20 protein-coding genes are annotated in these 20,849 nt (G+C 47.5%); 17 read left to right on the forward strand and 3 right to left on the reverse strand.

All coding sequences use genetic code 11. From position 1 onward, the window contains the following. The first annotated feature begins 510 nt into the window (after positions 1-510). The 3 genes from ACV7NC_RS05265 to ACV7NC_RS05275 all read left to right on the forward strand — a co-directional run bounded on the left by ACV7NC_RS05265 (position 511) and on the right by ACV7NC_RS05275 (position 2,605). The gene (locus ACV7NC_RS05265; RefSeq protein WP_458154452.1) at positions 511-1,857 is read left to right on the forward strand and encodes a SulP family inorganic anion transporter; all 1,347 of its coding nucleotides are present in this window, start codon (positions 511-513) and stop codon (positions 1,855-1,857) included. A 90-nt stretch (positions 1,858-1,947) separates the two neighbouring features. After that, positions 1,948-2,352 carry a universal stress protein gene (locus ACV7NC_RS05270; protein WP_458154453.1) on the forward strand — a complete coding sequence of 135 codons (405 nt, stop codon included), beginning with the start codon at positions 1,948-1,950 and terminating at the stop codon, positions 2,350-2,352. 28 nt (positions 2,353-2,380) lie between these two features. Then, positions 2,381-2,605, forward strand: a complete 225-nt coding sequence (locus ACV7NC_RS05275) for a hypothetical protein (RefSeq protein WP_292925132.1) — start codon at positions 2,381-2,383, stop codon at positions 2,603-2,605. Positions 2,606-2,791: 186 nt separating this feature from the next. On the opposite strand, the gene ACV7NC_RS05280 is transcribed toward ACV7NC_RS05275, so the two are convergent. Further along, the gene (locus ACV7NC_RS05280; protein WP_458154455.1) at positions 2,792-3,442 is read right to left on the reverse strand and encodes a response regulator; all 651 of its coding nucleotides are present in this window, start codon (positions 3,440-3,442) and stop codon (positions 2,792-2,794) included. Next, positions 3,435-5,675: a sensor histidine kinase gene (locus ACV7NC_RS05285; protein ID WP_458154456.1), complete on the reverse strand. Its 2,241-nt coding sequence runs from the start codon at positions 5,673-5,675 to the stop codon at positions 3,435-3,437. The genes ACV7NC_RS05280 and ACV7NC_RS05285 overlap by 8 nt, the downstream gene beginning before the upstream one ends. Positions 5,676-5,932: 257 nt before the next feature. Between ACV7NC_RS05285 and ACV7NC_RS05290 the strand changes: the two genes are divergently transcribed. From ACV7NC_RS05290 to ACV7NC_RS05325, 8 genes are all read left to right on the forward strand, one after another. Then, positions 5,933-6,475 (forward strand): glutathione peroxidase, encoded by a 543-nt coding sequence (locus tag ACV7NC_RS05290; RefSeq protein ID WP_458154457.1) that lies wholly within the window; start codon positions 5,933-5,935, stop codon positions 6,473-6,475. Between the two features lie 4 nt (positions 6,476-6,479). Next, positions 6,480-7,115, forward strand: coding sequence for a hypothetical protein (locus ACV7NC_RS05295; protein ID WP_458154458.1), 636 nt, complete (start codon positions 6,480-6,482; stop codon positions 7,113-7,115). 117 nt (positions 7,116-7,232) lie between these two features. Further along, the gene (locus tag ACV7NC_RS05300) at positions 7,233-7,721 is read left to right on the forward strand and encodes a macro domain-containing protein (protein ID WP_458154459.1); all 489 of its coding nucleotides are present in this window, start codon (positions 7,233-7,235) and stop codon (positions 7,719-7,721) included. A gap of 18 nt (positions 7,722-7,739) precedes the next feature. Continuing rightward, on the forward strand, positions 7,740-9,164 hold the full coding sequence (locus tag ACV7NC_RS05305; protein ID WP_458154461.1) for a glutamate--cysteine ligase: 1,425 nt from the start codon (positions 7,740-7,742) through the stop codon (positions 9,162-9,164). Between the two features lie 2 nt (positions 9,165-9,166). Then, positions 9,167-10,180, forward strand: coding sequence for a M14 family metallopeptidase (locus tag ACV7NC_RS05310; protein WP_458154462.1), 1,014 nt, complete (start codon positions 9,167-9,169; stop codon positions 10,178-10,180). Between the two features lie 331 nt (positions 10,181-10,511). Beyond that, complete coding sequence (gene hemP, locus ACV7NC_RS05315; protein WP_458154463.1) at positions 10,512-10,697, forward strand: hemin uptake protein HemP; 186 nt, start codon at positions 10,512-10,514, stop codon at positions 10,695-10,697. 230 nt (positions 10,698-10,927) lie between these two features. After that, positions 10,928-11,392, forward strand: coding sequence for a bacterioferritin (gene bfr, locus ACV7NC_RS05320; RefSeq protein ID WP_458154464.1), 465 nt, complete (start codon positions 10,928-10,930; stop codon positions 11,390-11,392). Positions 11,393-11,516: 124 nt separating this feature from the next. Next, the gene (locus ACV7NC_RS05325) at positions 11,517-12,167 is read left to right on the forward strand and encodes a DUF2325 domain-containing protein (protein ID WP_458154465.1); all 651 of its coding nucleotides are present in this window, start codon (positions 11,517-11,519) and stop codon (positions 12,165-12,167) included. 106 nt (positions 12,168-12,273) lie between these two features. Here ACV7NC_RS05325 and ACV7NC_RS05330 read toward each other — a convergent pair whose 3' ends face one another. Further along, positions 12,274-13,434: a DUF3466 family protein gene (locus ACV7NC_RS05330; protein ID WP_458154466.1), complete on the reverse strand. Its 1,161-nt coding sequence runs from the start codon at positions 13,432-13,434 to the stop codon at positions 12,274-12,276. Positions 13,435-13,825: 391 nt separating this feature from the next. Here ACV7NC_RS05330 and ACV7NC_RS05335 point away from each other — a divergent pair, with 391 nt between their 5' ends. The 6 genes from ACV7NC_RS05335 (at position 13,826) to ACV7NC_RS05360 (ending at position 20,742) form a co-directional block, all read left to right on the forward strand. Continuing rightward, complete coding sequence (locus ACV7NC_RS05335) at positions 13,826-15,091, forward strand: glutamate-5-semialdehyde dehydrogenase (RefSeq protein ID WP_458154467.1); 1,266 nt, start codon at positions 13,826-13,828, stop codon at positions 15,089-15,091. 20 nt (positions 15,092-15,111) lie between these two features. Then, on the forward strand, positions 15,112-16,866 hold the full coding sequence (gene lpdA / locus ACV7NC_RS05340) for a dihydrolipoyl dehydrogenase (RefSeq protein ID WP_458154468.1): 1,755 nt from the start codon (positions 15,112-15,114) through the stop codon (positions 16,864-16,866). Between the two features lie 65 nt (positions 16,867-16,931). Then, on the forward strand, positions 16,932-17,342 hold the full coding sequence (locus ACV7NC_RS05345; RefSeq protein ID WP_458154469.1) for a hypothetical protein: 411 nt from the start codon (positions 16,932-16,934) through the stop codon (positions 17,340-17,342). A gap of 106 nt (positions 17,343-17,448) precedes the next feature. Beyond that, positions 17,449-18,213, forward strand: coding sequence for an ATP-dependent zinc protease family protein (locus ACV7NC_RS05350; protein ID WP_458154470.1), 765 nt, complete (start codon positions 17,449-17,451; stop codon positions 18,211-18,213). Next, complete coding sequence (locus ACV7NC_RS05355) at positions 18,213-19,760, forward strand: inactive transglutaminase family protein (RefSeq protein WP_458154471.1); 1,548 nt, start codon at positions 18,213-18,215, stop codon at positions 19,758-19,760. The genes ACV7NC_RS05350 and ACV7NC_RS05355 overlap by 1 nt, the downstream gene beginning before the upstream one ends. Beyond that, positions 19,741-20,742 (forward strand): alpha-L-glutamate ligase-like protein, encoded by a 1,002-nt coding sequence (locus tag ACV7NC_RS05360; RefSeq protein ID WP_458154472.1) that lies wholly within the window; start codon positions 19,741-19,743, stop codon positions 20,740-20,742. The genes ACV7NC_RS05355 and ACV7NC_RS05360 overlap by 20 nt, the downstream gene beginning before the upstream one ends. Positions 20,743-20,849 lie beyond the last annotated feature (107 nt).

Genomic DNA, 20,849 nt, shown 5'->3' on the forward strand with positions numbered 1-20,849 from the left:
AGTCTAAGGAGGAGAAAACTTCCGACAAGGAAGAAGAATCCTCCAAGAAATGAGCGTTCCAAAATTTTGGAAAGCTGCTTTATGGAGGCATTACTTAGAAAATAGTAATCGAACAAATTTAATATTTAACCATTCATTCCAATCGGAGTTTTCCGAAAACAATAATAGGGGCTTGTTTTCCTGCAACAATTTCATTTTTTATCCGCTTCAGCCCTCACCGAATCTAATACAATCACTTAGATAACCTAAGTAAAAGTTGAGTATTGCCTAAGCAATACCCCTATCTATATTAATACTTTCCCCAATATACAGCGGCTCACACACAGCGCTACTATTTCCTCGTCTTGCACTAGCATGATTCTCAAACTTTAGAATTTTATTTACCGATTGATTTCATTGAACAAAAAGAAATCACTTGATAGATAAAGCTCCTGAAGAAAAGCATACAAGGGTTAAATTTGTTCGGATTTAACGTGGCTCCTAGCAGAATACTTTATAGGAAATGAAACTATGGCAACGCATATAGACAATGAGTTAACAGGAAAAAAACAGAATCTTAAAGAAATCGACATGAAGCAGTACGGATCGGCAGCTTTCCAAGCGCAATATTTTTTCCGTGATACTGCCGCCGGTTTAATTACCGGTGCAATGGCTATTCCGTTATCTATCGGGATCGCAATTATGTCCGACTATCCAATCAAAGTAGGTCTCGCGACCGTGGCCTTTGCTTCATTGATTGGCTGGTTATTTGCCTGGTTCAGACCGGGTAATTTCATTGGATCACCGGGAATTGCCGCTGGGTTAGCCCCCGTATTGGCGCTTGGCGTCGCTTCTTTCGGCTGGGAAAACATGGCATTTTGCATTTTCATGACTGCAGTCATGCAGGCGATCATATGGAAATTCAACTGGCAGCGCTATCTGCTGGTGGCGGTGCCGGTATATCTGGTGGAAGGCTTGCTCGCGGGCGTAGGTTTAAAGATTTTCATGAAATTCTTTGAATTTACCTACGAAATTCCGGAAGAAATGGTTACCGAGACTTTCTTGAACGAAGCACGCATACAAATGATAGCAATCTCAGCTGCAGGAGTTGCGCTTTTCCTCTATCTCTTTTCCAAATTTAAAGACAAGCAACCGGCAGTTCCCTATTTCGCCCTCATTCTAGGAGGAGTCATTCTGGCGCAATTCGTCAGTGTTCCGATGATCCATGTTGAGGATGTCGATCTTCATTTCAAATTACCTTTACCGTCAGAAGATGTCACGGTCATGATGCTCGTTTACATGATCCTCTTTTGCGCCATGCTGGCGATTGTCGACGTGATTGAGCAAGTCATGAGCAATGCCGCGATTGAAAAAATCGATCCACTGAAACGCAAAACTAGCAGCAACAATAGCTTGCTGGCCATCTGGGTTGCCAATCTCGGGTCCAGTTTCTTCCATGGTATGACCAACCTGGATGGACTCGCAAAAAGCACGACCAACAAACTGGCGGGTGCAATGACGAAATTCTCGGTATTAGTCATTGGCGCAGTGGTGTGCTTCTTTATGTTTAATGTGCAGTATCTTGATTTTCTACCGAAATTTGCATTAGCCGCAATCATGCTCTTCACAGGATACAAAATGATTGCCGGACTGGTGCACGTTACCCACTACGGAACCTATGCATTGATTCTGGCAGTTGTAACAGCGGGGCTGGTATTCAAGGTAGGCATTTTCGAGGGACTGCTGGTTGCAATGGTTATTCACGGTGCGATCCATTATCTGGTGTACACCAATCATGACCAAATGCCTGGAAAGGATGTAGTCAAGCGATATCTCAACAATCTCAGAAACAGCGATAACAACTCTAACTTGAATTAAGCAGTGAGTACTAAGTAGTGAGCCAGCAGCAGCAACCAGTCGAGTTGCTGCTGCTAAGAAGATAAATACCAATTAATAGATACATTAATCATGTACAAAAAAATTTATATCGCAGTCGATGAAAGCGAATTCTCCAAGCAAGCACTGGCAGTCGCCACCAAGATGGCCCAGATTTTTAATAGCACCTTATGCATTGCACATTGCATCAGTAACGATGACTCATCCGGCCAGGAAGCAGGCCGTGGCGTATTGGAGAATGCAAAAGCCAGTATCAATGGCATAACCGTCGAAACAAAACTTCTTGTCGCAGATGAGCAATATGGCCTGAATGGCATCAGCTTAGCCATCGCCGAATCAGCCACGGAATGGAAAGCCGATCTGCTCGTCGTCGGCACTTCAAACCGTAAGGGACTTGATCGATTCTTCTCCGGCTCCGTAGCAGAAGAACTGGTGAAGAAAGTCGATTGCTCCATCATGTTGGTAAGAATCAATTGATCAGATAATTTTTACAGGAGGTAATAATATGACAACAACCAAAGTTTTTATTTTTTCTATGATGTCAATGCTAATAACCTTCCTAGCGTTGTATATCAATACAAAGAGTCCGCAATTTAGCGGCAGTATTGCATTGAGTGACGATGTGTGGGTAGGGATCGCTTTGTTTATCATTTACTTGCTTTTGTCTCTTGTCTATCCATCCAAATCCCCTCATCGTCTCTTGCCGTTCCAATTAAAATCCGGCAAGTAGAATGTGACAAATAAGTCATAAAAAAACCGGCCAGTAGCGGGTAACCGCATACTAGCCGGTTTTCAACACAAGAGCGCCGACTCTTGAATTGTTTTTTTCTTTACTAGCTCCTTTATGGCTAACGCCCCTAACTAGCAGAATTCTCCACATTCCGTGAACCCCTTCCTGCTAGTTAGGTTTTTTTCTTTATTTCTGATCAGTAAACCATTTGGTAGCGTAGCGTATCAGCTCCCCTGTATCTTTCAGTTTGAGTTTTGTACGGATATTAAAACGATGGGTTTCTATGGTTTTGATACTGCGAGATAGCAGGTTTGATATTTCATGGGTGTTATAGCCCAACCCGATCAAATGAAAAATCTCAAATTCGCTGGGAGTCAGCGCGCTTACAGTCGCTTCTTGCTCATAACCTCTTGTTGCAATGCGCTTCAATACATTTTCCTGAATACTCTTACTAATATAGATATTGCCCTTCAGTACTTCCCGGATTGCAGCAATCAATATATTTCTCGGTTCCTGTTTCATCACATACCCACGCGCACCAGACCTTAAAGCCCGCTCGGCATACACGGATTCATCGTGCATGGAGATGAATAATACCGGCAATAGCGGATACATCGACCGGATTGTTTTAATGATCTCAAGCCCGGATACCGTCTTGAGCGAAACATCCAGTAGCAAAATATCGATCGGAGCGTTCTTCTGGAGAATTTCGATCGCCTCCGGTCCATCTCCGGCTTCACAAGAAACCTCCATATCAGCTTCCATGTTAATCAGCATCGCCATGCCGTGCCTGATCATGGCGTGATCGTCTACGATCATCACTTTCGATTTATGCATTTTCAGCCTGATCCAGCGGAACGATAAAATGCACTTCGATGCCACTCTCGTTGCGTTTAAGGATGGTCAATTTCCCGTTCAATTGTTTTGCGCGGTAATGCATGATTTTTATCCCCATACCTGAGAAGAAATTGTTCTTGATGTGCGATTCATCAAATCCGTAACCATCATCACGAATCATGAGATGGATCAATTTTTTTTCGGCTTCATTGGCCATTAAAGAAATTAAAACATGCTCCGCTTTGCCATGCGTTATCGCATTGTTAATCGCTTCCTGAGCCACTCTATACAGATTGAGCGCAATCACGCTGCCCAGATCTTCCTCGCCAAGATTACTTTCAAACCGGCATTCAACATTATAAGTTGCGCTGACGCCGGTTGCGAGTGTCTGCAGCGCGGTAATCAATCCGTTAGCTTCCAGTTCGAACGGTAATAAAACCTTTGAAAGCTGTTTAATATTGACCACGAGGCTTTGCGTTTGCTGTACGATCGAGGCCGCTAATTCGGTCAACTGAGCACGCGGAACCTGGGTATCGCTGACTTGCAATTCCAATGCGCCAGCCTGAAATGCAACTGCGGCGATCTGCTGACCGATATTGTCATGTAACTCCTGCCCGATTTTATGCACTTGGCCTTCGGCCACTGATACCAAAGCCTCTTCCAATTTCCTGAATTCAATCCAGCTTTCCAAATCGCTTGCGATCGCATCGATGAGTTTCTGTTCTTCAACGCGAGAATCCAGTACATCCCGTTCATAGTAAATCCGGATATAGCCCTTATTTTCATGATCAATGAAGATATCGGATTGAATAAACGCATTGAATATCGCTCTTCTTTCGGATTGCCTGGCCGGTTTAAAAATTTCTATAATATTGGAAGAATCCGCTTCAATCAGCCGCTTTTTATTATAATCTTCAGAAACATAACGTTTATCATTAATCACAATCTCGCTTGCGCTGGTATCGGGGGATTGCAAAGCCGCATTCAAATACTTCAGGATTTTCTGACAGACGCCATCGATCGACACTTCCAATTCCATGGCGCGCCGTATCTCATAAAGACACGTCATTTCCTTTAATCTTTCACGCAGCTCTTTTTCCTTTTTAGTTAACTCAGTGGAATATTCTTCAGCTTTAATTTTTGCCTGCCTTGCTTGTTTCTCCGAGTTAATCAGCTTCCTGATGAACCAATTCAACAGCAGGATCTCAGCGGAAATCATGGCCACCAGATAAAGAATAATATCTTTCAATTTATCGTTAACTGGCAAAAACAATTCTTCCTGATTCAACTTCAGAGTCATTAATATTCCCAGTGTCGGTAATGACGTAAACGCTTCGATCACTGGCACATTACGATAGTCAAGCGCCGATGCCACGCCGCTTCTACCCGAGAGCGCCATCTCTTTTGGAGAAATATGATCTCTGTCCATATTCGTGCTGATGTGGGTAAAACGCACCGTGCTCGAATCTCTGATAAGGCAGGCAAGCGTCCGGTAATTCTGCGGTAATTTTGCGCAAATCAATAATTCCGCGCTGCTGCCAGCCGATTTAATTTCCATGAAACTTCTGGTCAGATTCGGCAATTTCATCTCGGATGAGATTCTCCCAATCTTGTGACCTTGATTAAAAACATCGACTGTTGTTTGCAACACGAAAGAATTATCCCAAATAAGCTTCACATTGCCTTCCGCATCCAAAGGGATCACAGGATTTTCGTAGGAGCTGAAGGTTCCGACTTGAGATAACACATTATTATTGCGGTCATAGATTACTACAGCGCTAAAGCCTATCTGGGTAAGGGAATTGACATTACGGGTAAGATTATTGCGCGCCGTCTCATTCTCAAGATTTTCATTTAATTCCACCATAAATTGAACGATAAATGGCCGCAAAGATAGTGCGCGGGTATCTTCAACGCCTTTTTCTATTCTCGTTTCAAATAGCAGCGCCTTACCATCCAATGCTCCGGTTAATCCCCTGCCCAGAACCGTTTCAATTTGCTGCCGCATTGCGTTATAAACTGTAATCCCGGTGGTCAGTGTCAATCCCAACAATAATAAAGCACCAATAATGCTGATTTTGCGATCATCTGTCGTTAAAAACACATTCCCCTCCCATAAAATATAATCAAATACAATCGTCACGATCCCGGTCGATGTAAAAATCCATGGTCCAACTACTTCAAATTGATACGGTAAGACCACCGGGGTGACTTGCACCCATTCAACAAACAAATTTGAAAATTATTTTCTTGTTGCAAGAGTTATAAGTTTTAATGACACGCCACTTGCCTTCATACTCTTTCTACGTTTCATAGCAACGCTCAAATAACTCATCAAATATACAGCATTCGATAGTCTGATTTCGCGCGTTTTCTCGATACTGAGATCAGTCCGATAATACGATAAAATAGGCAAACAGCGCGTTCGCCAGTTGGTGCATTCGAAGCTATTTTTGTAAATTCATCCAAAGAATAATTAAGGAGTCAATCATGCGTATTTTGTTCTTACTAATCATGATGTTTACCTTCAACCCAGCTTATGCCGCCTGCAAAAGCTCGCTGCTCGATCAAAATTTCCGCAAACTTGCGGGAACGGAATCGGTGAATTTATGCGAAGCCTATGCCGGCAAAGTATTACTCATCGTCAATACCGCCAGTAAATGCGGCTACACTCCCCAGTATGAAGGATTGGAACAGCTCTACGAAAAATACCGGCAACAAGGATTGGTAGTGCTCGGTTTTCCGTCGAATGATTTCATGGGCCAGGAACCTGGTACGGAAGAGCAAATTCGCGATTTTTGTCATCTCACCTACGATGTAAAATTCCCGATGTTTGAAAAAACCTTGGTAAAAAAAGAGCATGCGCATCCTTTCTATGTGAAACTGGCTGAGTTGTCGGGCACTTATCCAACCTGGAATTTCCAGAAATATCTGATTGGACGCGATGGCCAGCTGATTACTCATTTCAGTCCGCACACCCAGCCTCTCGATCCGGGTGTTATAACCGCTATCGAACAAGCACTGCAGCCATAAGCGGATGACCCATCAGCCGCCTTCTGATCGCAATCCCGAGGGCGACAAAAAGCCGGAAATCAGCCTTTTGTCGCTCCTGATTTTATCCTTTTTTATCGGATTGATCGTGGGTGCCGGGATCGACAAATCGCTTATCCTTCCCGTTACGCTGGTTACTGCGATTATTTTCTATATCAAGCGTGACAAAATTGCCATCGCCGATATTCAAACGCCATCAAGCGCAAAATCAACAAAACATAACCACTCGATCGAGAACACCTATCATTGGCCGGATTTGGGGCAATTCAGTTGCGCCATCCATGCGGAACCGTATCAAAAAACGATACAGCAACTAGTGCAGGAAAATACTGCTGCTTCTGATCAGTCACCGTCGGCGCAATCACTCATTTTTACAGCACAATTGATTCCGGATCTGAGCAACCCCTTTGACACCGATATTATCCGGGTGGAGATTCACCAGCAAACGGTCGGTCATCTGTATGGAGAACCGGCGCGAAGTTTCCGTGATCAACTGAAGGAAAAACAACTGGCGGATCAAGTTACCTTTTGTAAGGCATTGATCATCATCGTCAACTCTGACGAGAGCAAACCGCTTCACTATCGTGTTATGCTGGATTTGACACTGCCGGATTGCCATTAAAGCTCGTTGGTGCCAATCCTTATAATCAGTGCTCCCTTGCGATTGACGCTTCCTGCATCTTTCTGTACAGTCGGAATGAGGTCAGCGAGCTTTTTTCAACTTTTATTCCTAAACCAAATGATCCATCAGGTTAGCGGCGATATTCTTCTTTCCAAGGCACATGCCATTGCACACGGCGTTGCGCCGAATGATCCATTTTCTTCCGGCTTGGCGTTGAGCTTGAGGGAGCAATGGCCGGCGATGTATAAGGATTTCCGGCATTTCTGCCAAACCACACACCCGAAAACCGGCAGTGCCTGGGTATGGGGCGGCGCTGAAGGAGCGCGTATCATCAATTTGTTTACGCAAGATGCCGCGCCTGATCATGCTTCCAAGCCGGGGAAAGCAACTGTCGAGCATGTGAATCACGCGTTGCGGGAATTGCGCCGGTTAATGGAGGCAGAAAAATTTCACAGCCTCGCGCTACCTCGCCTCGCTACCGGGGTCGGCGGATTGAGCTGGGAGGAAGTCAGTCCCCTGATCGCTAAGCATTTAGGCGATCTGCAAGTCCCGGTGTACGTCTATGCCACCTTCCACAAGGGCATCGCTGCCAGCGAGCCTGCATGATGGTTCCGAGCACTTGCGATGGGTCAGGAAATCAACCAGACGCAATTCGATGATCAAATTTTCGGGGAATATCGGCGTCGTCTATTCCGGGAAATTGAATTACTAGAGGAACAGCTTTCACAAGGTATTTTTTCAACGATCGGTGAAATCGGTGGCTATGAGCTTGAATCCTGGCTGGTGGATCACAATTATTTTCCATCACCGATCAATCAAGCCTTCCTGACGCGTCTCAACAATCCTCTGGTGGTGCACGAACTGTCACGTTTTAATGTCGAGCTCAACGGCGCACCGGTGCCACTGAAAGGTAACGCACTGTCAGCCATGGCATCCGAGCTCGGTCAGAATTGGCACGAATGCCAGGAAGTTGCACATCAGATGGATAGCGTGCTGATGATGATCGGCATTTTGCCGACTGTGCGGCAATCCGATTTATGTCTGGCGAATATGTCAGAACTCAAACGTTACCGCGCGCTGAACGAACAAGTGTTCAAGCGCCGTTGCGGACGTCCCTTGCATGTCTGCATCGATGGGCGCGAGCGTCTCGATATCGCTCATCCGGACGTGATGCTGGAAGCTGCTACCACATCGTTCCAAGTGCATTTGCAGAGCGCGCAGCATAATGCCGTGCGCTATTTTAACGCATCCATCATCGCAGCCGGACCATTGATGGCAGCGTCAGGCAATTCGCCGTTGTTATTCGATACCGATCTCTGGGATGAAACACGCATTCCGCTGTTTGAACAATCGGTTGAAATTAACGACCAATCCCAACTTGGGAACCACCGCGTCAGTTTTGGCTGTGGTTATGTACGCGATTCCCTGTTCGAATGTTTTGCAGAAAATCTTGCACATCATGATGTATTGTTGCCTATTTTAATGGACAGCGCGCCACAGCAGTTTGCACACCTCCGATTGCACAATGGCACGATTTGGCGCTGGGTTCGGCCGCTGATCGGTTTTGACCCCGACGGCACGCCGCATTTGCGCATCGAGCAGCGCGTGCTACCTGCCGGTCCTACGATTGCCGATATGATCGCCAATGCCGCCTTGTCTTTTGGTCTGACGCATTATCTTGCCACCATGCGCGAGGCGCCGGAAGCTGCTTTCAGTTTTAACCTGGCCCGTGATAATTTTTATGTCGCCGCACGCCATGGGCTTCAGGCCGAACTAGCCTGGCTGGATGGCTGCACCAGCGAAGCGCGCATTCTATTACTCGAGGACATTCTGCCGATGGCGCGCCAAGGGCTGGTAGCGCTTGGTATCGACAAGACCGACATCGATCGCAATCTTGGCATTCTGGAATCCCGCATTAAAAGCGGTCAAACCGGCGCTGCATGGCAGCGCGCATATCGCGAGAAATACCAGGCAGACAGCTTGCATTTGGTTGCCACTTATCTGGAACGGCAACGAAGCGGCGCGCCGGTGCATGAATGGGCATTGTAAACATGCTGACGGAATTAGATTACTTGCCGGATGGACTGTTGCAGGTGGAAGCGACCGGATTACATACGGTATTGCCAGGCCCTACCCTGATTCACCTGCCCGGCAGGCGCGAAGCACCGTTGTTTGTATCGATCCTGCTGCACGGCAACGAAGACACCGGTTTGAAATCCCTGCAGCTGGTTTTGAAGAAATATCAAAACCAGCTGCTGCCACGCGCCCTGTCGCTGTATATCGGCAACGTTACCGCCGCCCGTGCGGGAGTTCGCCGCTTAGAAAATCAGTTGGACTACAATCGCGTTTGGTCGCTCGAAAATGGTGCGGTCGTTACCGAAGAACACCGCATGATGCGGCAAATCATCAACATCATGGCGCAACGCAAGGTGTTTGCCAGCATCGACATTCATAACAATACCGGCTTGAATCCGCATTACGCCTGCGTCAACCGCCTGGACGATGCCTTTTTGCATTTGGCCACGATGTTTTCGCGCATCGTCGTGTATTTCACCCACCCCAAAGGCGTTCAATCCGAAGCATTTGCCAGGCTCTGCCCAGCAGTTACGGTGGAATGCGGCAAACCGGGCGGGATCGGCGGCATCGAACACGCGGCTTGTTTTGTCGAGGGCGCGTTGCATTTATCTGCGTTCCCGGCGCATCCCGTGGCCAGCCAGGATCTGGAATTGTTTCAATCGGTCGCGGTTGTCACGGTTCCCGAAACAGTCAGCCTGAGCATCGGCGATCCGGGAACGGATTTATGCTTGATTGAAAATATTGATTATTACAATTTCCGTTTGCTCGATCCCGGCACGCATCTGGCAGTGGTGGCGCCCGGATGCGCCCAGCCTTTACACGTGCGCAATGGCCTGGGTTGCGACATGAGCGAGCATTACTTCGAAAACCGTGACGGCAATTTATTGACACGGCAGTTAGTAATGCCTGCGATGCTGACGCGCGATACCCGCATCATCCGCCAGGATTGTTTATGCTATTTGATGGAGCGTCTGGATCGGAAACCCTGATAGATGATCGTTTTAACCGATCGATCCGGTTAAAGATCCACCATCTGTTTAAAGCTATGATAAATCAGAACCCAGTTTTTTCTTAAAATTAAGGAAACGCTGATTAATTCGGCGAACGAGATGAAGCACGAGGCGCACGGAACACAGCAACCGAGACATATCAACAAGATAGGCAAGGGAGCGAGTACCGCGCAACGAAGTGATTCGCTCGTATAGTCAATTAATCAGTATTTCCTTAATATTAATCCGGCAACATCACAAGAAGAGCTTGCACTTTATTTGAAAATGAATATAATGAGAATCATTCTCATTTGATTCGGAAAAACACATCATGAATATTTTAAGTTCTCAACCAGTCAGCGCAAGAAACTTACCGCAATCCGGAATAGCGGAAATCAACAAACTCATCGATAGCGATGCCTTGTTCAGACATGGCGACGTCGTGATCATCCTGCACAAAGGTGAACAATATGCATTGCGCCGTACGCGAAATGGCAAGCTGATTCTGAACAAATAGTGGATAAAAAGCGCATATCCTGTATATTTATGCTTGTAAGTTGTTAGCGGTATCGTACTTCGTAAAGCCAGCTAAAACCTGATTTACGGATGCATGATAAGGACTCATGCAAGGTATGCTGATCGGCACAATACAAGCAATTGAATTGAGAATGCAGATAATACAGTACCAGTGCGATATCTTTCCGATACTGCCGTAGATGTGCAAAAGACTTGTCTGAGGAGATAAAAATGAAAGGTAACGTAGAAATTATCCGCTGGTTAAATCTGCAACTGCAACATGAATTAACTGCCATTAATCAATATTTCCTCCACGCGCGCATGTATAAGAACTGGGGATTCAACAGCCTTGGAGACCATGAATTTAAAGAATCCTGCGAGGAAATGAAACATGCGGACAGTTTGATCGAAAGAATCCTTCTGTTGGAAGGCCTTCCCAATCTGCAGGATCTGGGCAAGCTGATGATCGGAGAAACCGCGGAAGAATGTGTCGCATGCGACCTGAAGCTCGAATATATCTCGCGGGATACATTGCTCGCCGCAATCGCCGCTTGTGAATCCGTGCAAGACTTCGTGTCGCGGGAGATATTCGAACAGATTCTAGAAGATACTGAAGAACATATCGATTGGCTGGAAACCCAATTGAATGTCATGGAAAAAGTCGGCATCCACAATTGGCTGCAAAGCCAGATGTAATTTGTTTTGCCATCGCCGCTGGAGTTTCTCTTCCTTATCCAGCGGCTTATTTAGCCAGCCAGCCCTTCTCCCGGGTCAGCCAGCCGTTTTTTTTAGTTGCTGATGATTTGCAGGAGACTCGGACATGAAACTCATCAAGAAACCGCTTATGGCTGCATCCTTGTGCGTCATTCCAAATTGTCATACTTCCGCTTCAACGAATGCAGACAGCTTTCTGTCCCATCGCAGCGAAAATGTGCTAAAGCTATTAGCGATGTTAAAACGCTGGCGCAATCGTATCTGCCGGATATTTGCAACCAGAATCAATGCCGAACTAACTTTTAATAAAACTTCGGCTGTTACCGGCTGGGCGCCGCTGGTCAAAGCCACCTCGCACAGTGAAACAGCGAATCCTGCTAACCCAGACAGTCCGCAGCATTCACATCGCGACGCCGCTTATTTGAAAAACCGGTCCATACTCTGTGTCGGTGGGCGCCTCACGCTGTATGCGGATTACGAGCGGTTAGTTGCAAACTGCGGCGGTTGTTTTCTGGCATTTCACGGCGACGCCGATGATTCACTGGATCGCTTGCCGCTATTGCTGGAAATGACCGATATGATCATATGCCCGGTCGATTGCGTCAATCACGAAGCATTCTTGATGGTCAAACGCTTTTGCAAGCACACACAAAAACCTTGCGTGCTTCTAGACCGTTCCGAAGTCAGAACTTTCAATGCGGGTATTCATGCGCTAGCTAAAGCCGGTGATGAAATGAGCGGCAACAGGAATCCGTAATTTCCAGGAAATTTCACCCCCAAATGAGCCAAGCCGTCGTTGACAACCGCAGCCCACTGAGTAATTTTGTTGCAAAGCGATTATGCTGCGATCATCGTTGGCAGGATCATTGTTTCTTCTCCTCTCGCCGCCAGGCAATACCTAACAGCCCCAATCCGGCCAGTAACATCAAGTAAGCCCCGGGTTCCGGTACGGCAACAACCGGGGATAACAAAAATGCCCTGGAACCGCCCCCGGGCGATCCGGCCAATTCCCCCCAGCCGACGATTTGCCCGCGATTGTTAATGCCAACGGCGGTCAATTCACTCCACCCAGCCGCGACAACCGGCTCCAGTAATGAAAGATCGGTCACTGTCCCATCACTGTAGAGAAATGAACTTCGCGTGCAATCGTCACAGTAATGATTCAATCCGCCGACCACTTGCCCCAGATCGTTGATGGCATCGGCGCGGCTATCCAGCGCGATGTTCAAACCGTCCATACTGGAGCCGGTAGTATCCGTAATAAAGGCTTTCACCGAAGAATAGCCGAAGAAGTCGTCGTAAAGCCCGGAAAATCCCACAATCTTTCCCGAGTTATTAATATCCCAGGCAATGCTGTGAGTCGATCCGCTGAGTGTATCCAAATCGATCATGCCCGTCCCGCCCGCACCCGTGACAAAGGCATGCTGGGTCAAACCATCCGCAATCGTGGAAGCACCTGCCACCTCCCCTGAGTTGTTAATACTGTAGGCAATACTGTAATCTCCCCCCAAGGTACCCAAGTCGGTCATCCCCACGCCGCCAGGGCCGGTAATGAACGCATGATAGGCGGCATTCCCTGCTGTCGAAGATACACCGACTACCTGCCCCAAGTCGTTGATACCATATGCGATACTATAATCCCCTCCGAGCGTCCCCAGATCCGTCATTCCCATCCCGTTTACGTCAGTAATATAAGCATGAAGCTGCCCGTCAGCAGTCATCGAGTACCCCACGACTTGCCCGGAATTATTGATATCCAGCGCAAAGCTTCGAGCCCCGCCCAAAGTATCCAAGTAGCTTATTCCAACACCGTCCGGACCGGTAATAAATGCGCGATCGGAGCCATTACCATTACCCACCACTTGTCCGGCATCGTTAACCGCGCGAGCCACACTGTAGGTTCCGCCATGCATTCTTAAATCTACGATCGACCAGCCGGCATTGACAACTACCGGCACTAAAAATGTCAATATTCCGCCAAGCAAGATCGCAATTCGATTTAGATTGAAAAATTGATAACTCATTTTTTCCTCGCTGAGATAGAGTGGATTAATTTTTGCCCTGCCGAATAATAAGGTCGGTATTAATTTTGATAATTCAGAATAACGCTCTTTTTACCGGCCATTTCCGGATTTACAAGCAGCTATTGGCAAAAATACGCACTCATTTCCATGAATTAACAGCAATTTACGCTGCTATTCTCAGAATTAAAAAATTTCTGAAACAGAACAATCTTTGGTGTTTTTCGAATCGCACACCATCCGATCAACTTCTAATAATCACAATGCAATTCGATCCTGGGGAAGCACTTATACAAGCATATCGCGGTATGCAATAAAGTCTGTAACTTGTACTATAATCTTGGATTAACTCGCATTTAACCAAACTGCAATTACTCCTTATTGAGTCACCCCCATGGATACTTCTGATATCAAAAGTTATATGCAAGCTGTCGGCCAGAATGCACGCGCAGCGTCACGCCTGGTCGCAAAAGCCGAAACAGCGGCAAAGAATCAAGCTTTAACAGCGATGGCTAACGCCATCCGGCGCGATGAACCGGTTTTGATTGCTGCGAATGCAAAGGATCTGGAAAATGCACGCGCCAAAGGTTTGGAAGCTTCGATGATCGATCGGTTAACTCTGTCATCCAAAAGCATCGAAACGATGGCAGAAGGATTGCAACAAATCGCCGCTCTGGCAGATCCGGTCGGTGAAATTAGCGGATTAAATTACCGCCCCTCCGGAATTCAGGTTGGAAAAATGCGCGTTCCGTTGGGGGTGATCGGCATTATTTACGAGGCTCGTCCGAATGTAACCGCCGACGCTGCAGGGTTATGTTTAAAAGCCGGTAATGCAGCGATTTTACGCGGCGGATCGGAAGCGATTCACAGTAATCAGGCAATCGCAGCGTGTGTCAAAGAGGGACTACGGTTTGCCGGATTGCCGGAAACCGCCGTCCAGGTGATCGAAACTACCGATCGGGCAGCAGTCGGGGAATTGATCACGATGAAGGAATTTGTCGATGTGATTGTGCCACGCGGCGGCAAGAGCTTGATCGAACGCATCGCCAACGAAGCGCGGATCCCGGTCATCAAGCACTTGGATGGCGTTTGTCATGTCTATATTGACGATCAGGCAGATTTCGACAAAGCGATCAAAATCGCCGATCACGCCAAAACGCAACGCTACGGTACCTGCAATACCATGGAAACATTGCTGATTCACGCCGGCATGGCACCTGAAATTCTGCCGCCGCTCAGTAAAATCTACTTCGATAAAGGCGTTGAATTACGCGGTGACGAAACAGCTTGCCGCATTATTCCGCAAATGAAAGCAGCCACCGAAGCCGATTGGTACGAGGAATACCTGGGACCGATTCTGAGTATCCGAATCGTAGAAAATCTGGATCAAGCAATTGATCACATTACTCGATACGGTTCGCAACATACCGATGCCATCGTCACCGAAAACTATACCAGAGCCCGCCGCTTTCTCCGAGAAGTGGATTCCAGTTCGGTGATGGTCAACACCACCACCCGCTTCGCGGACGGTTTTGAATATGGCTTGGGTGCCGAAATCGGTATTTCCACTGATAAAATTCATGCGCGGGGACCGGTGGGTCTCGAAGGCCTGACCAGTCAAAAATTCATCGTGCTGGGTGACGGTCAGTTAAGAAAATAAACAATCCAATAAAGATCGCCATGGCACAAATTATTGAAGTGAAAATTCCCGACATCGGTGATTTCAAAGATGTGCCGGTCATCGAAGTGCTGGTATCGCCGGGCGATACCGTTGAGAAAGAAACATCCCTGATCACATTGGAAACTGACAAAGCCTCGATGGAAGTGCCATCGCCGCAGGCCGGTACCGTGCGGGATATTCGTATTCGCGTTGGCGATAAAGTCTCGGAAGGCACAGTGATTTTGACTTTATCAGTCGCTCAGCCAGTGGAATCCATCCAAGCCGGATCAATTCGCGATGTGCCTCAACCCACTCCAGTTCCGTCGCCATCAACGCCATCAAGATCTGAACAAGCAAGCATGCAAGGTGATCTGCATGCCGATGTCGTGGTGCTCGGCGCCGGTCCTGGCGGTTACACCGCAGCCTTCCGTGCCGCCGATCTCGGCAAGAAAGTGGTGTTAATCGAGCGTTATCAGACGCTTGGCGGGGTATGTCTGAATGTCGGCTGTATCCCTTCGAAAGCGCTGTTGCATGCAGCCAAGGTCATCACCGAAACCGAGGAACTGTCGCATCACGGTCTCTTATTCAGTAAACCTCAAGTCGATCTGGATAAACTGCGCACCTGGAAAGAGTCGGTCATAACCAAGCTGACCAAAGGTCTGAAGGCATTGGCAAAGCAGCGCAAAGTCGAAATTGTTCACGGCGTTGGTAAATTTGCCTCAACCCATTTGCTGGAAGTGGCCACCGCCGATGGCCGTAAAACAATTTCTTTCGGCCACTGCATCATTGCCGCCGGCTCCAGCGTTGCCCGCATTCCTGGTTTTCCATACCACGATCCGCGCTTGATGGATTCCACCGATGCTTTGAATCTGCAAGACATCCCGCAACGATTGCTGATCATTGGCGGTGGCATTATCGGTTTGGAAATGGCAACCGTTTATGATGCATTGGGAAGTAAAATCAGCGTGGTTGAATCAATGGATCAATTGATTCCCGGCGCCGATGCGGATCTGGTCAAACCGTTATTCCGCCGTATCAAGAAACGCTATGAAGCGATCTATCTCAATACCAAAGTAAACCGGATTGAACCATCAATGGCCGGATTAGATGTCACCTTTGAAGGTGAGAATGCACCGGCGCAACAGACTTATGACCGGATTCTGATAGCAGTCGGCCGCCGCCCGAATGGACACACCATTGGCGCCAATGAAATCGGCATACGCGTGAATGACCGTGGATTTATCCCGGTAGATGCACAAATGCGCACCAATTTGCCGCATATCTTCGCAATCGGCGATATCGTTGGCGAACCGATGCTGGCGCACAAAGCAACCTACGAGGGAAAGCTGGCTGCCGAGATTATTGCCGGGCATAAAGCGCAGTTCGATGCACGCACAATTCCCTCGGTGGCTTATACCGACCCTGAAATCGCCTGGATGGGTTTGACTGAAAAAGAAGCCATCAAGCAAGGCGTTGACTATGAGAAAAGCAGTTTTCCTTGGGCGGCCAGCGGACGCGCCATTTCGATGACACGTGACGAGGGATACACACAGTTGATTTTCGATAAAAAGACACAACGGATACTCGGCGCCGGCATCACCGGTATCAATGCCGGTGAACTCATCGCCGAAACCGTGTTAGCGCTGGAGATGGGGGCTGATATGCAAGATCTCGGTTTGACCATCCACCCGCACCCCACATTATCGGAAACAGTTTTGTTCGCGGCTGAGATGGCAACCGGAACTATCACTGATCTCTACTTACCAAAGAAATGACTTCCTTGATTAATTCTTCATCGTGACCAACTGACGATTAAGCTATTCTTTTACTGATTACAACAATGATGATGGCCTCAAAAAAAACTTCAATTTTTGCATTTTCGGTTTTGCTTTTTTTATTCGGCGGCTTATCCAGCTCATGGGCAACTCATATTTCACAACCGATTCTTATCAATCCTAAAACACAATATATCATCGGCGAATCCGTCACTCTTCACGGCTGGGTGAATTACAATGATCAAGCGGCAGCCGATGTTTTACTGAATTTCAGAGTAATCCGGCCAGATGGCTCCACCTTGGTGGATCAATCCTATCCCAGTAACGCGGAAGGGCAATTTGAATTCAAGTTTGACACCAAAAGCGAAGCGCCCGGTAACTATCAGATTACTATCACGTCTCATTGCTTGGAAATACATCGGTATGCATGTACCTATAAAAGCCAATCGCTGGTCATTCAGCTTAAGAACCCATAGCGCAATTACTACCGCCTAGCAAATGGTTGCTTGAATCATTATTACTTGCACAACAGTCAGCTTACCTGACATTACTAACTAACAATCCCACGATGCAATTCCACTTATGAGTATTTCTCATTTATCCATCAGCAAACATTGCTTGAACCGCTTGCTCGCCGTTCTTACGATAGCAATTCTCAGCGCTTGCAATCAGCGGGACGATCAATTATCGGAAAGAGAAGCGATGATCCAAGCCCGCGAATCGGAGCTGGTTAACCTATTCGCGGAACTGGTTGAAACCAGGAAATTTCTGGAAAAAAACCAGCCGGATAATATAGCAAGCAAAAAAGAGGTTACTATTCCAACTAAAACCGATCATCAGTGTTCTTGCGATAACACCAATACCGTTCCACCCAAACCGGAATCTCCTGGAAAAATGGATGGCAAGACACTGCTCGGCGGCATTGAAAATGTCTACCTCGATCCGCCTGGTCTGGAATTCAGCGCTCGAATTGACACGGGTGCACGAACTTCTTCGTTGAATGCAATGGATATCGTGGAACTTGAAAGGGATGGAAAACCGTTTGTGAAATTCAAGCTGACACACCCTGAAACCGGCGAAATCCTGGAAATCACCCGGCGCTTGCGCCGCCATGTCCGGGTCAAGGAACGCGGTGATAGGGAAGCGCAGCGGCGGCCTGTGGTCAGAATGAGGGTGATCCTTGCTGATATCAACGAACAAATCGATTTCACACTGGAAAATCGCAGCAAGTTTAAATATCAGGTCCTAATCGGCAGGAATTTGCTCAACGATTTGGCGATTGTAGATGTCAGCAAAAATTTCACTGCGGTCAAAACTGAAATTCCCGAAAATGGCGATATGAAGTAATGCACACAAAATTAAGATTATATTTTATCGTCATACTCCTGCTAGGCATGGGGATCGGCTTGATTCTCTATAAACACTTCGCGCTAGGATTTCCATTATCACCCGACGACAAAAAGCCGGTCTGGACCATCGAAGCCAAAATTGACTTCGTCGCACGCGGTGCCCCCATTATCGTTTCATTCGCTCTGCCGCCAAAGACCTCGGACATTGCAATTGTCGAAGAAGATTTCGCGTCTCCCGATTACGGATTTAGCGAGTTGGTATCTCCAACCGGCCGCCGCGCGCAATGGAGCAAAAGAACTGCAACCGGCTCACAAACAGCTTATTACCGGCTCAGTATGCATGAAACCGAAACCACTACCGAGGCTGACGTTGCGGATCTTCCTCCAGAACCGGAAAAACCGGAATTTGACGAAGTGCTTAAAACGGCAGCGACCACGCTTTTGGATCAGGTCCGTAACCGGTCGGCCAATACTGAAACTTTCACCCGCGAACTGATCGCCACGCTCAATTCGAACGCCCCCAGCCAAAATCAGAGCTTGTTGCTGAACGAGCATTCCACCGAAGAATACAAAACACACTTGATTATCAACTTACTGGCGCTGGAAGGTATCAGTTCACGCATTGTCCGCGGACTCTATTTGAAGGACGGGCGCCGCAGACAAACATTGACTAATTTTATCGAGGTATACATCGGCGGACAGTGGTTGCTATTCAATCAAAACTCCGGTGAAATCGGCAAACCGAAGAACTTTCTGATATGGCAGCGTGGCGATCAGTCCTTACTCGATGTTGTCGGCGGCAAAAATTCTCAGATATCTTTTTCAATTATCAAGAACGTTCATTCAACCCGTGATCTCGTGGTTCGCGATGGTATGAACAAACAAGCGGGCATCATTGACTTTTCGATCTACAGTTTACCGATCGAACAGCAAAATGCCTTCAAAATGATCTTGCTGCTGCCGATCGGCGCATTAATTGTCGTTATTATGCGGCTATTGGTTGGCATCCGCACTTCCGGCACTTTTATGCCAATTTTGATTGCACTCGCATTAATACAAACCACTTTGCTGACCGGAATCCTTATCTTTCTGACCGTAGTCGGTACCGGACTGCTGATTCGTTCCTACTTGTCACGACTCAATCTGTTATTTGTCGCACGGATCTCGGCGGTGATCATCGTCGTTATTGCGATCATGGCCAGTATCAGCATTATCAGCAACAAGCTCGGGCTTGATCAGGCTCTGACAGTTACTTTCTTCCCGATGATCATCCTGTCGTGGACCATTGAGCGGATGTCGGTACTATGGGAAGAAGACGGTCCTCGTGAAGTATTCATTCAAGGTGGCGGCAGTTTACTGACTGCGGTCATTGCCTATCTATTCATGACAAACCGCACCATCGAGTATCTGACGTTCAACTTTCCTGAGTTGATGCTGGTCAATCTGGCGTTTATTTTGATTCTCGGACAATATACCGGGTACCGGCTATCCGAGCTTTATCGTTTTCACGCACTGGAGCGGCGCAATGTTCCTGGCCAGCGCTAAGAAACTTAGAAGCTTCGGCATCATCGGCATGAATCAGCGGAATTTCGGGCTGATTGCCCGCTATAACCCGCGCCGTCTGTACCCGCTGGTTGACGACAAGTTAAAAACCAAGTTACTGGCCCAGCAAGCTGGAATTACTGTTCCGAAGTTGCTGGGGACTGTGCAATACCAGCATGATGTCAAATTGTTGAAAGAAATATTAGATCCGCATGCCCAGTTTGTTATAAAGCCAGTCAAAGGCAGCGGCGGCAAAGGCATTCTGGTGATCACCGAACATGAACATAATCTCTACTTCAAGCCGAGTGGCGATGCTCTGCAACTGCGTGACATCGAACGGCATGTCTCGAATATTTTAAGCGGCCTGCATAGCCTCGGCGGAAAACCCGATATGGTAATGATCGAATCACTGATCCAACTGGATCCGGTTTTTGCGGATTACAGCTATGAAGGCATCCCGGATTTGCGCATTATCGTTTTTCGCGGCTATCCCATTATGGCAATGCTCCGTCTTACCACGCATGCTTCCGATGGTAAAGCCAATTTGCATCAGGGCGCCGTGGGAGTTGGAATTGATATGGGAAGCGGCAGCGCATTACATGCCGTTCAGTACGGTGAACCGGTATTGTTTCATCCGGATACGCGAAAAACATTCTCGCAACTCGTGATTCCTCATTGGGACAAGTTACTGCAACTGGCAGCGGCTTGCTATGAAATGACCGGTCTGGGATATCTGGGAGCCGATATCGTGCTGGACCGTGATCATGGTCCGATGATTATTGAACTCAATGCACGCCCGGGACTTTCCATCCAGGTTGCCAACGCTGCAGGATTGGCGCCGCGGGTGGCAATTATTGAATCCATCCAGGAAATTGATCCTGATCCACAGTCGCGTGCTGCTTTCAGTAAGCAACAATTTGCAATTGATCTGACTAGCGAGTCACCGCGTGAATCGCGAACCCGGCGTGACGATTGCAGTATGTGATGTCATGCGCGTTCGCATAGGTTGCGAGGAAGGTCTAACAAGGCACTGAACAGCATTTTCGAGGCTATTATTAACACCATGCGGCAACGCAGATAGTCTTTCAACCA

This window comes from Nitrosomonas limosa (genome assembly GCF_054188085.1).

What these genes read in the sequence shown, in the direction of transcription:
- ACV7NC_RS05295 (WP_458154458.1), top strand. Translation starts at nt 6,480, where the DNA reads ATGACCCATCAGCCGCCTTCTGATCGCAATCCCGAGGGCGACAAAAAG.
- hemP (WP_458154463.1), top strand. Translation starts at nt 10,512, where the DNA reads ATGAATATTTTAAGTTCTCAACCAGTCAGCGCAAGAAACTTACCGCAA.
- ACV7NC_RS05280 (WP_458154455.1), bottom strand. Translation starts at nt 3,442, where the DNA reads ATGCATAAATCGAAAGTGATGATCGTAGACGATCACGCCATGATCAGG.
- ACV7NC_RS05345 (WP_458154469.1), top strand. Translation starts at nt 16,932, where the DNA reads ATGATGATGGCCTCAAAAAAAACTTCAATTTTTGCATTTTCGGTTTTG.
- ACV7NC_RS05360 (WP_458154472.1), top strand. Translation starts at nt 19,741, where the DNA reads ATGTTCCTGGCCAGCGCTAAGAAACTTAGAAGCTTCGGCATCATCGGC.
- ACV7NC_RS05330 (WP_458154466.1), bottom strand. Translation starts at nt 13,434, where the DNA reads ATGAGTTATCAATTTTTCAATCTAAATCGAATTGCGATCTTGCTTGGC.
- lpdA (WP_458154468.1), top strand. Translation starts at nt 15,112, where the DNA reads ATGGCACAAATTATTGAAGTGAAAATTCCCGACATCGGTGATTTCAAA.
- ACV7NC_RS05310 (WP_458154462.1), top strand. Translation starts at nt 9,167, where the DNA reads ATGCTGACGGAATTAGATTACTTGCCGGATGGACTGTTGCAGGTGGAA.
- bfr (WP_458154464.1), top strand. Translation starts at nt 10,928, where the DNA reads ATGAAAGGTAACGTAGAAATTATCCGCTGGTTAAATCTGCAACTGCAA.
- ACV7NC_RS05290 (WP_458154457.1), top strand. Translation starts at nt 5,933, where the DNA reads ATGCGTATTTTGTTCTTACTAATCATGATGTTTACCTTCAACCCAGCT.
- ACV7NC_RS05265 (WP_458154452.1), top strand. Translation starts at nt 511, where the DNA reads ATGGCAACGCATATAGACAATGAGTTAACAGGAAAAAAACAGAATCTT.
- ACV7NC_RS05355 (WP_458154471.1), top strand. Translation starts at nt 18,213, where the DNA reads ATGCACACAAAATTAAGATTATATTTTATCGTCATACTCCTGCTAGGC.
- ACV7NC_RS05270 (WP_458154453.1), top strand. Translation starts at nt 1,948, where the DNA reads ATGTACAAAAAAATTTATATCGCAGTCGATGAAAGCGAATTCTCCAAG.
- ACV7NC_RS05335 (WP_458154467.1), top strand. Translation starts at nt 13,826, where the DNA reads ATGGATACTTCTGATATCAAAAGTTATATGCAAGCTGTCGGCCAGAAT.
- ACV7NC_RS05300 (WP_458154459.1), top strand. Translation starts at nt 7,233, where the DNA reads ATGATCCATCAGGTTAGCGGCGATATTCTTCTTTCCAAGGCACATGCC.
- ACV7NC_RS05325 (WP_458154465.1), top strand. Translation starts at nt 11,517, where the DNA reads ATGAAACTCATCAAGAAACCGCTTATGGCTGCATCCTTGTGCGTCATT.
- ACV7NC_RS05350 (WP_458154470.1), top strand. Translation starts at nt 17,449, where the DNA reads ATGAGTATTTCTCATTTATCCATCAGCAAACATTGCTTGAACCGCTTG.
- ACV7NC_RS05305 (WP_458154461.1), top strand. Translation starts at nt 7,740, where the DNA reads ATGGGTCAGGAAATCAACCAGACGCAATTCGATGATCAAATTTTCGGG.
- ACV7NC_RS05275 (WP_292925132.1), top strand. Translation starts at nt 2,381, where the DNA reads ATGACAACAACCAAAGTTTTTATTTTTTCTATGATGTCAATGCTAATA.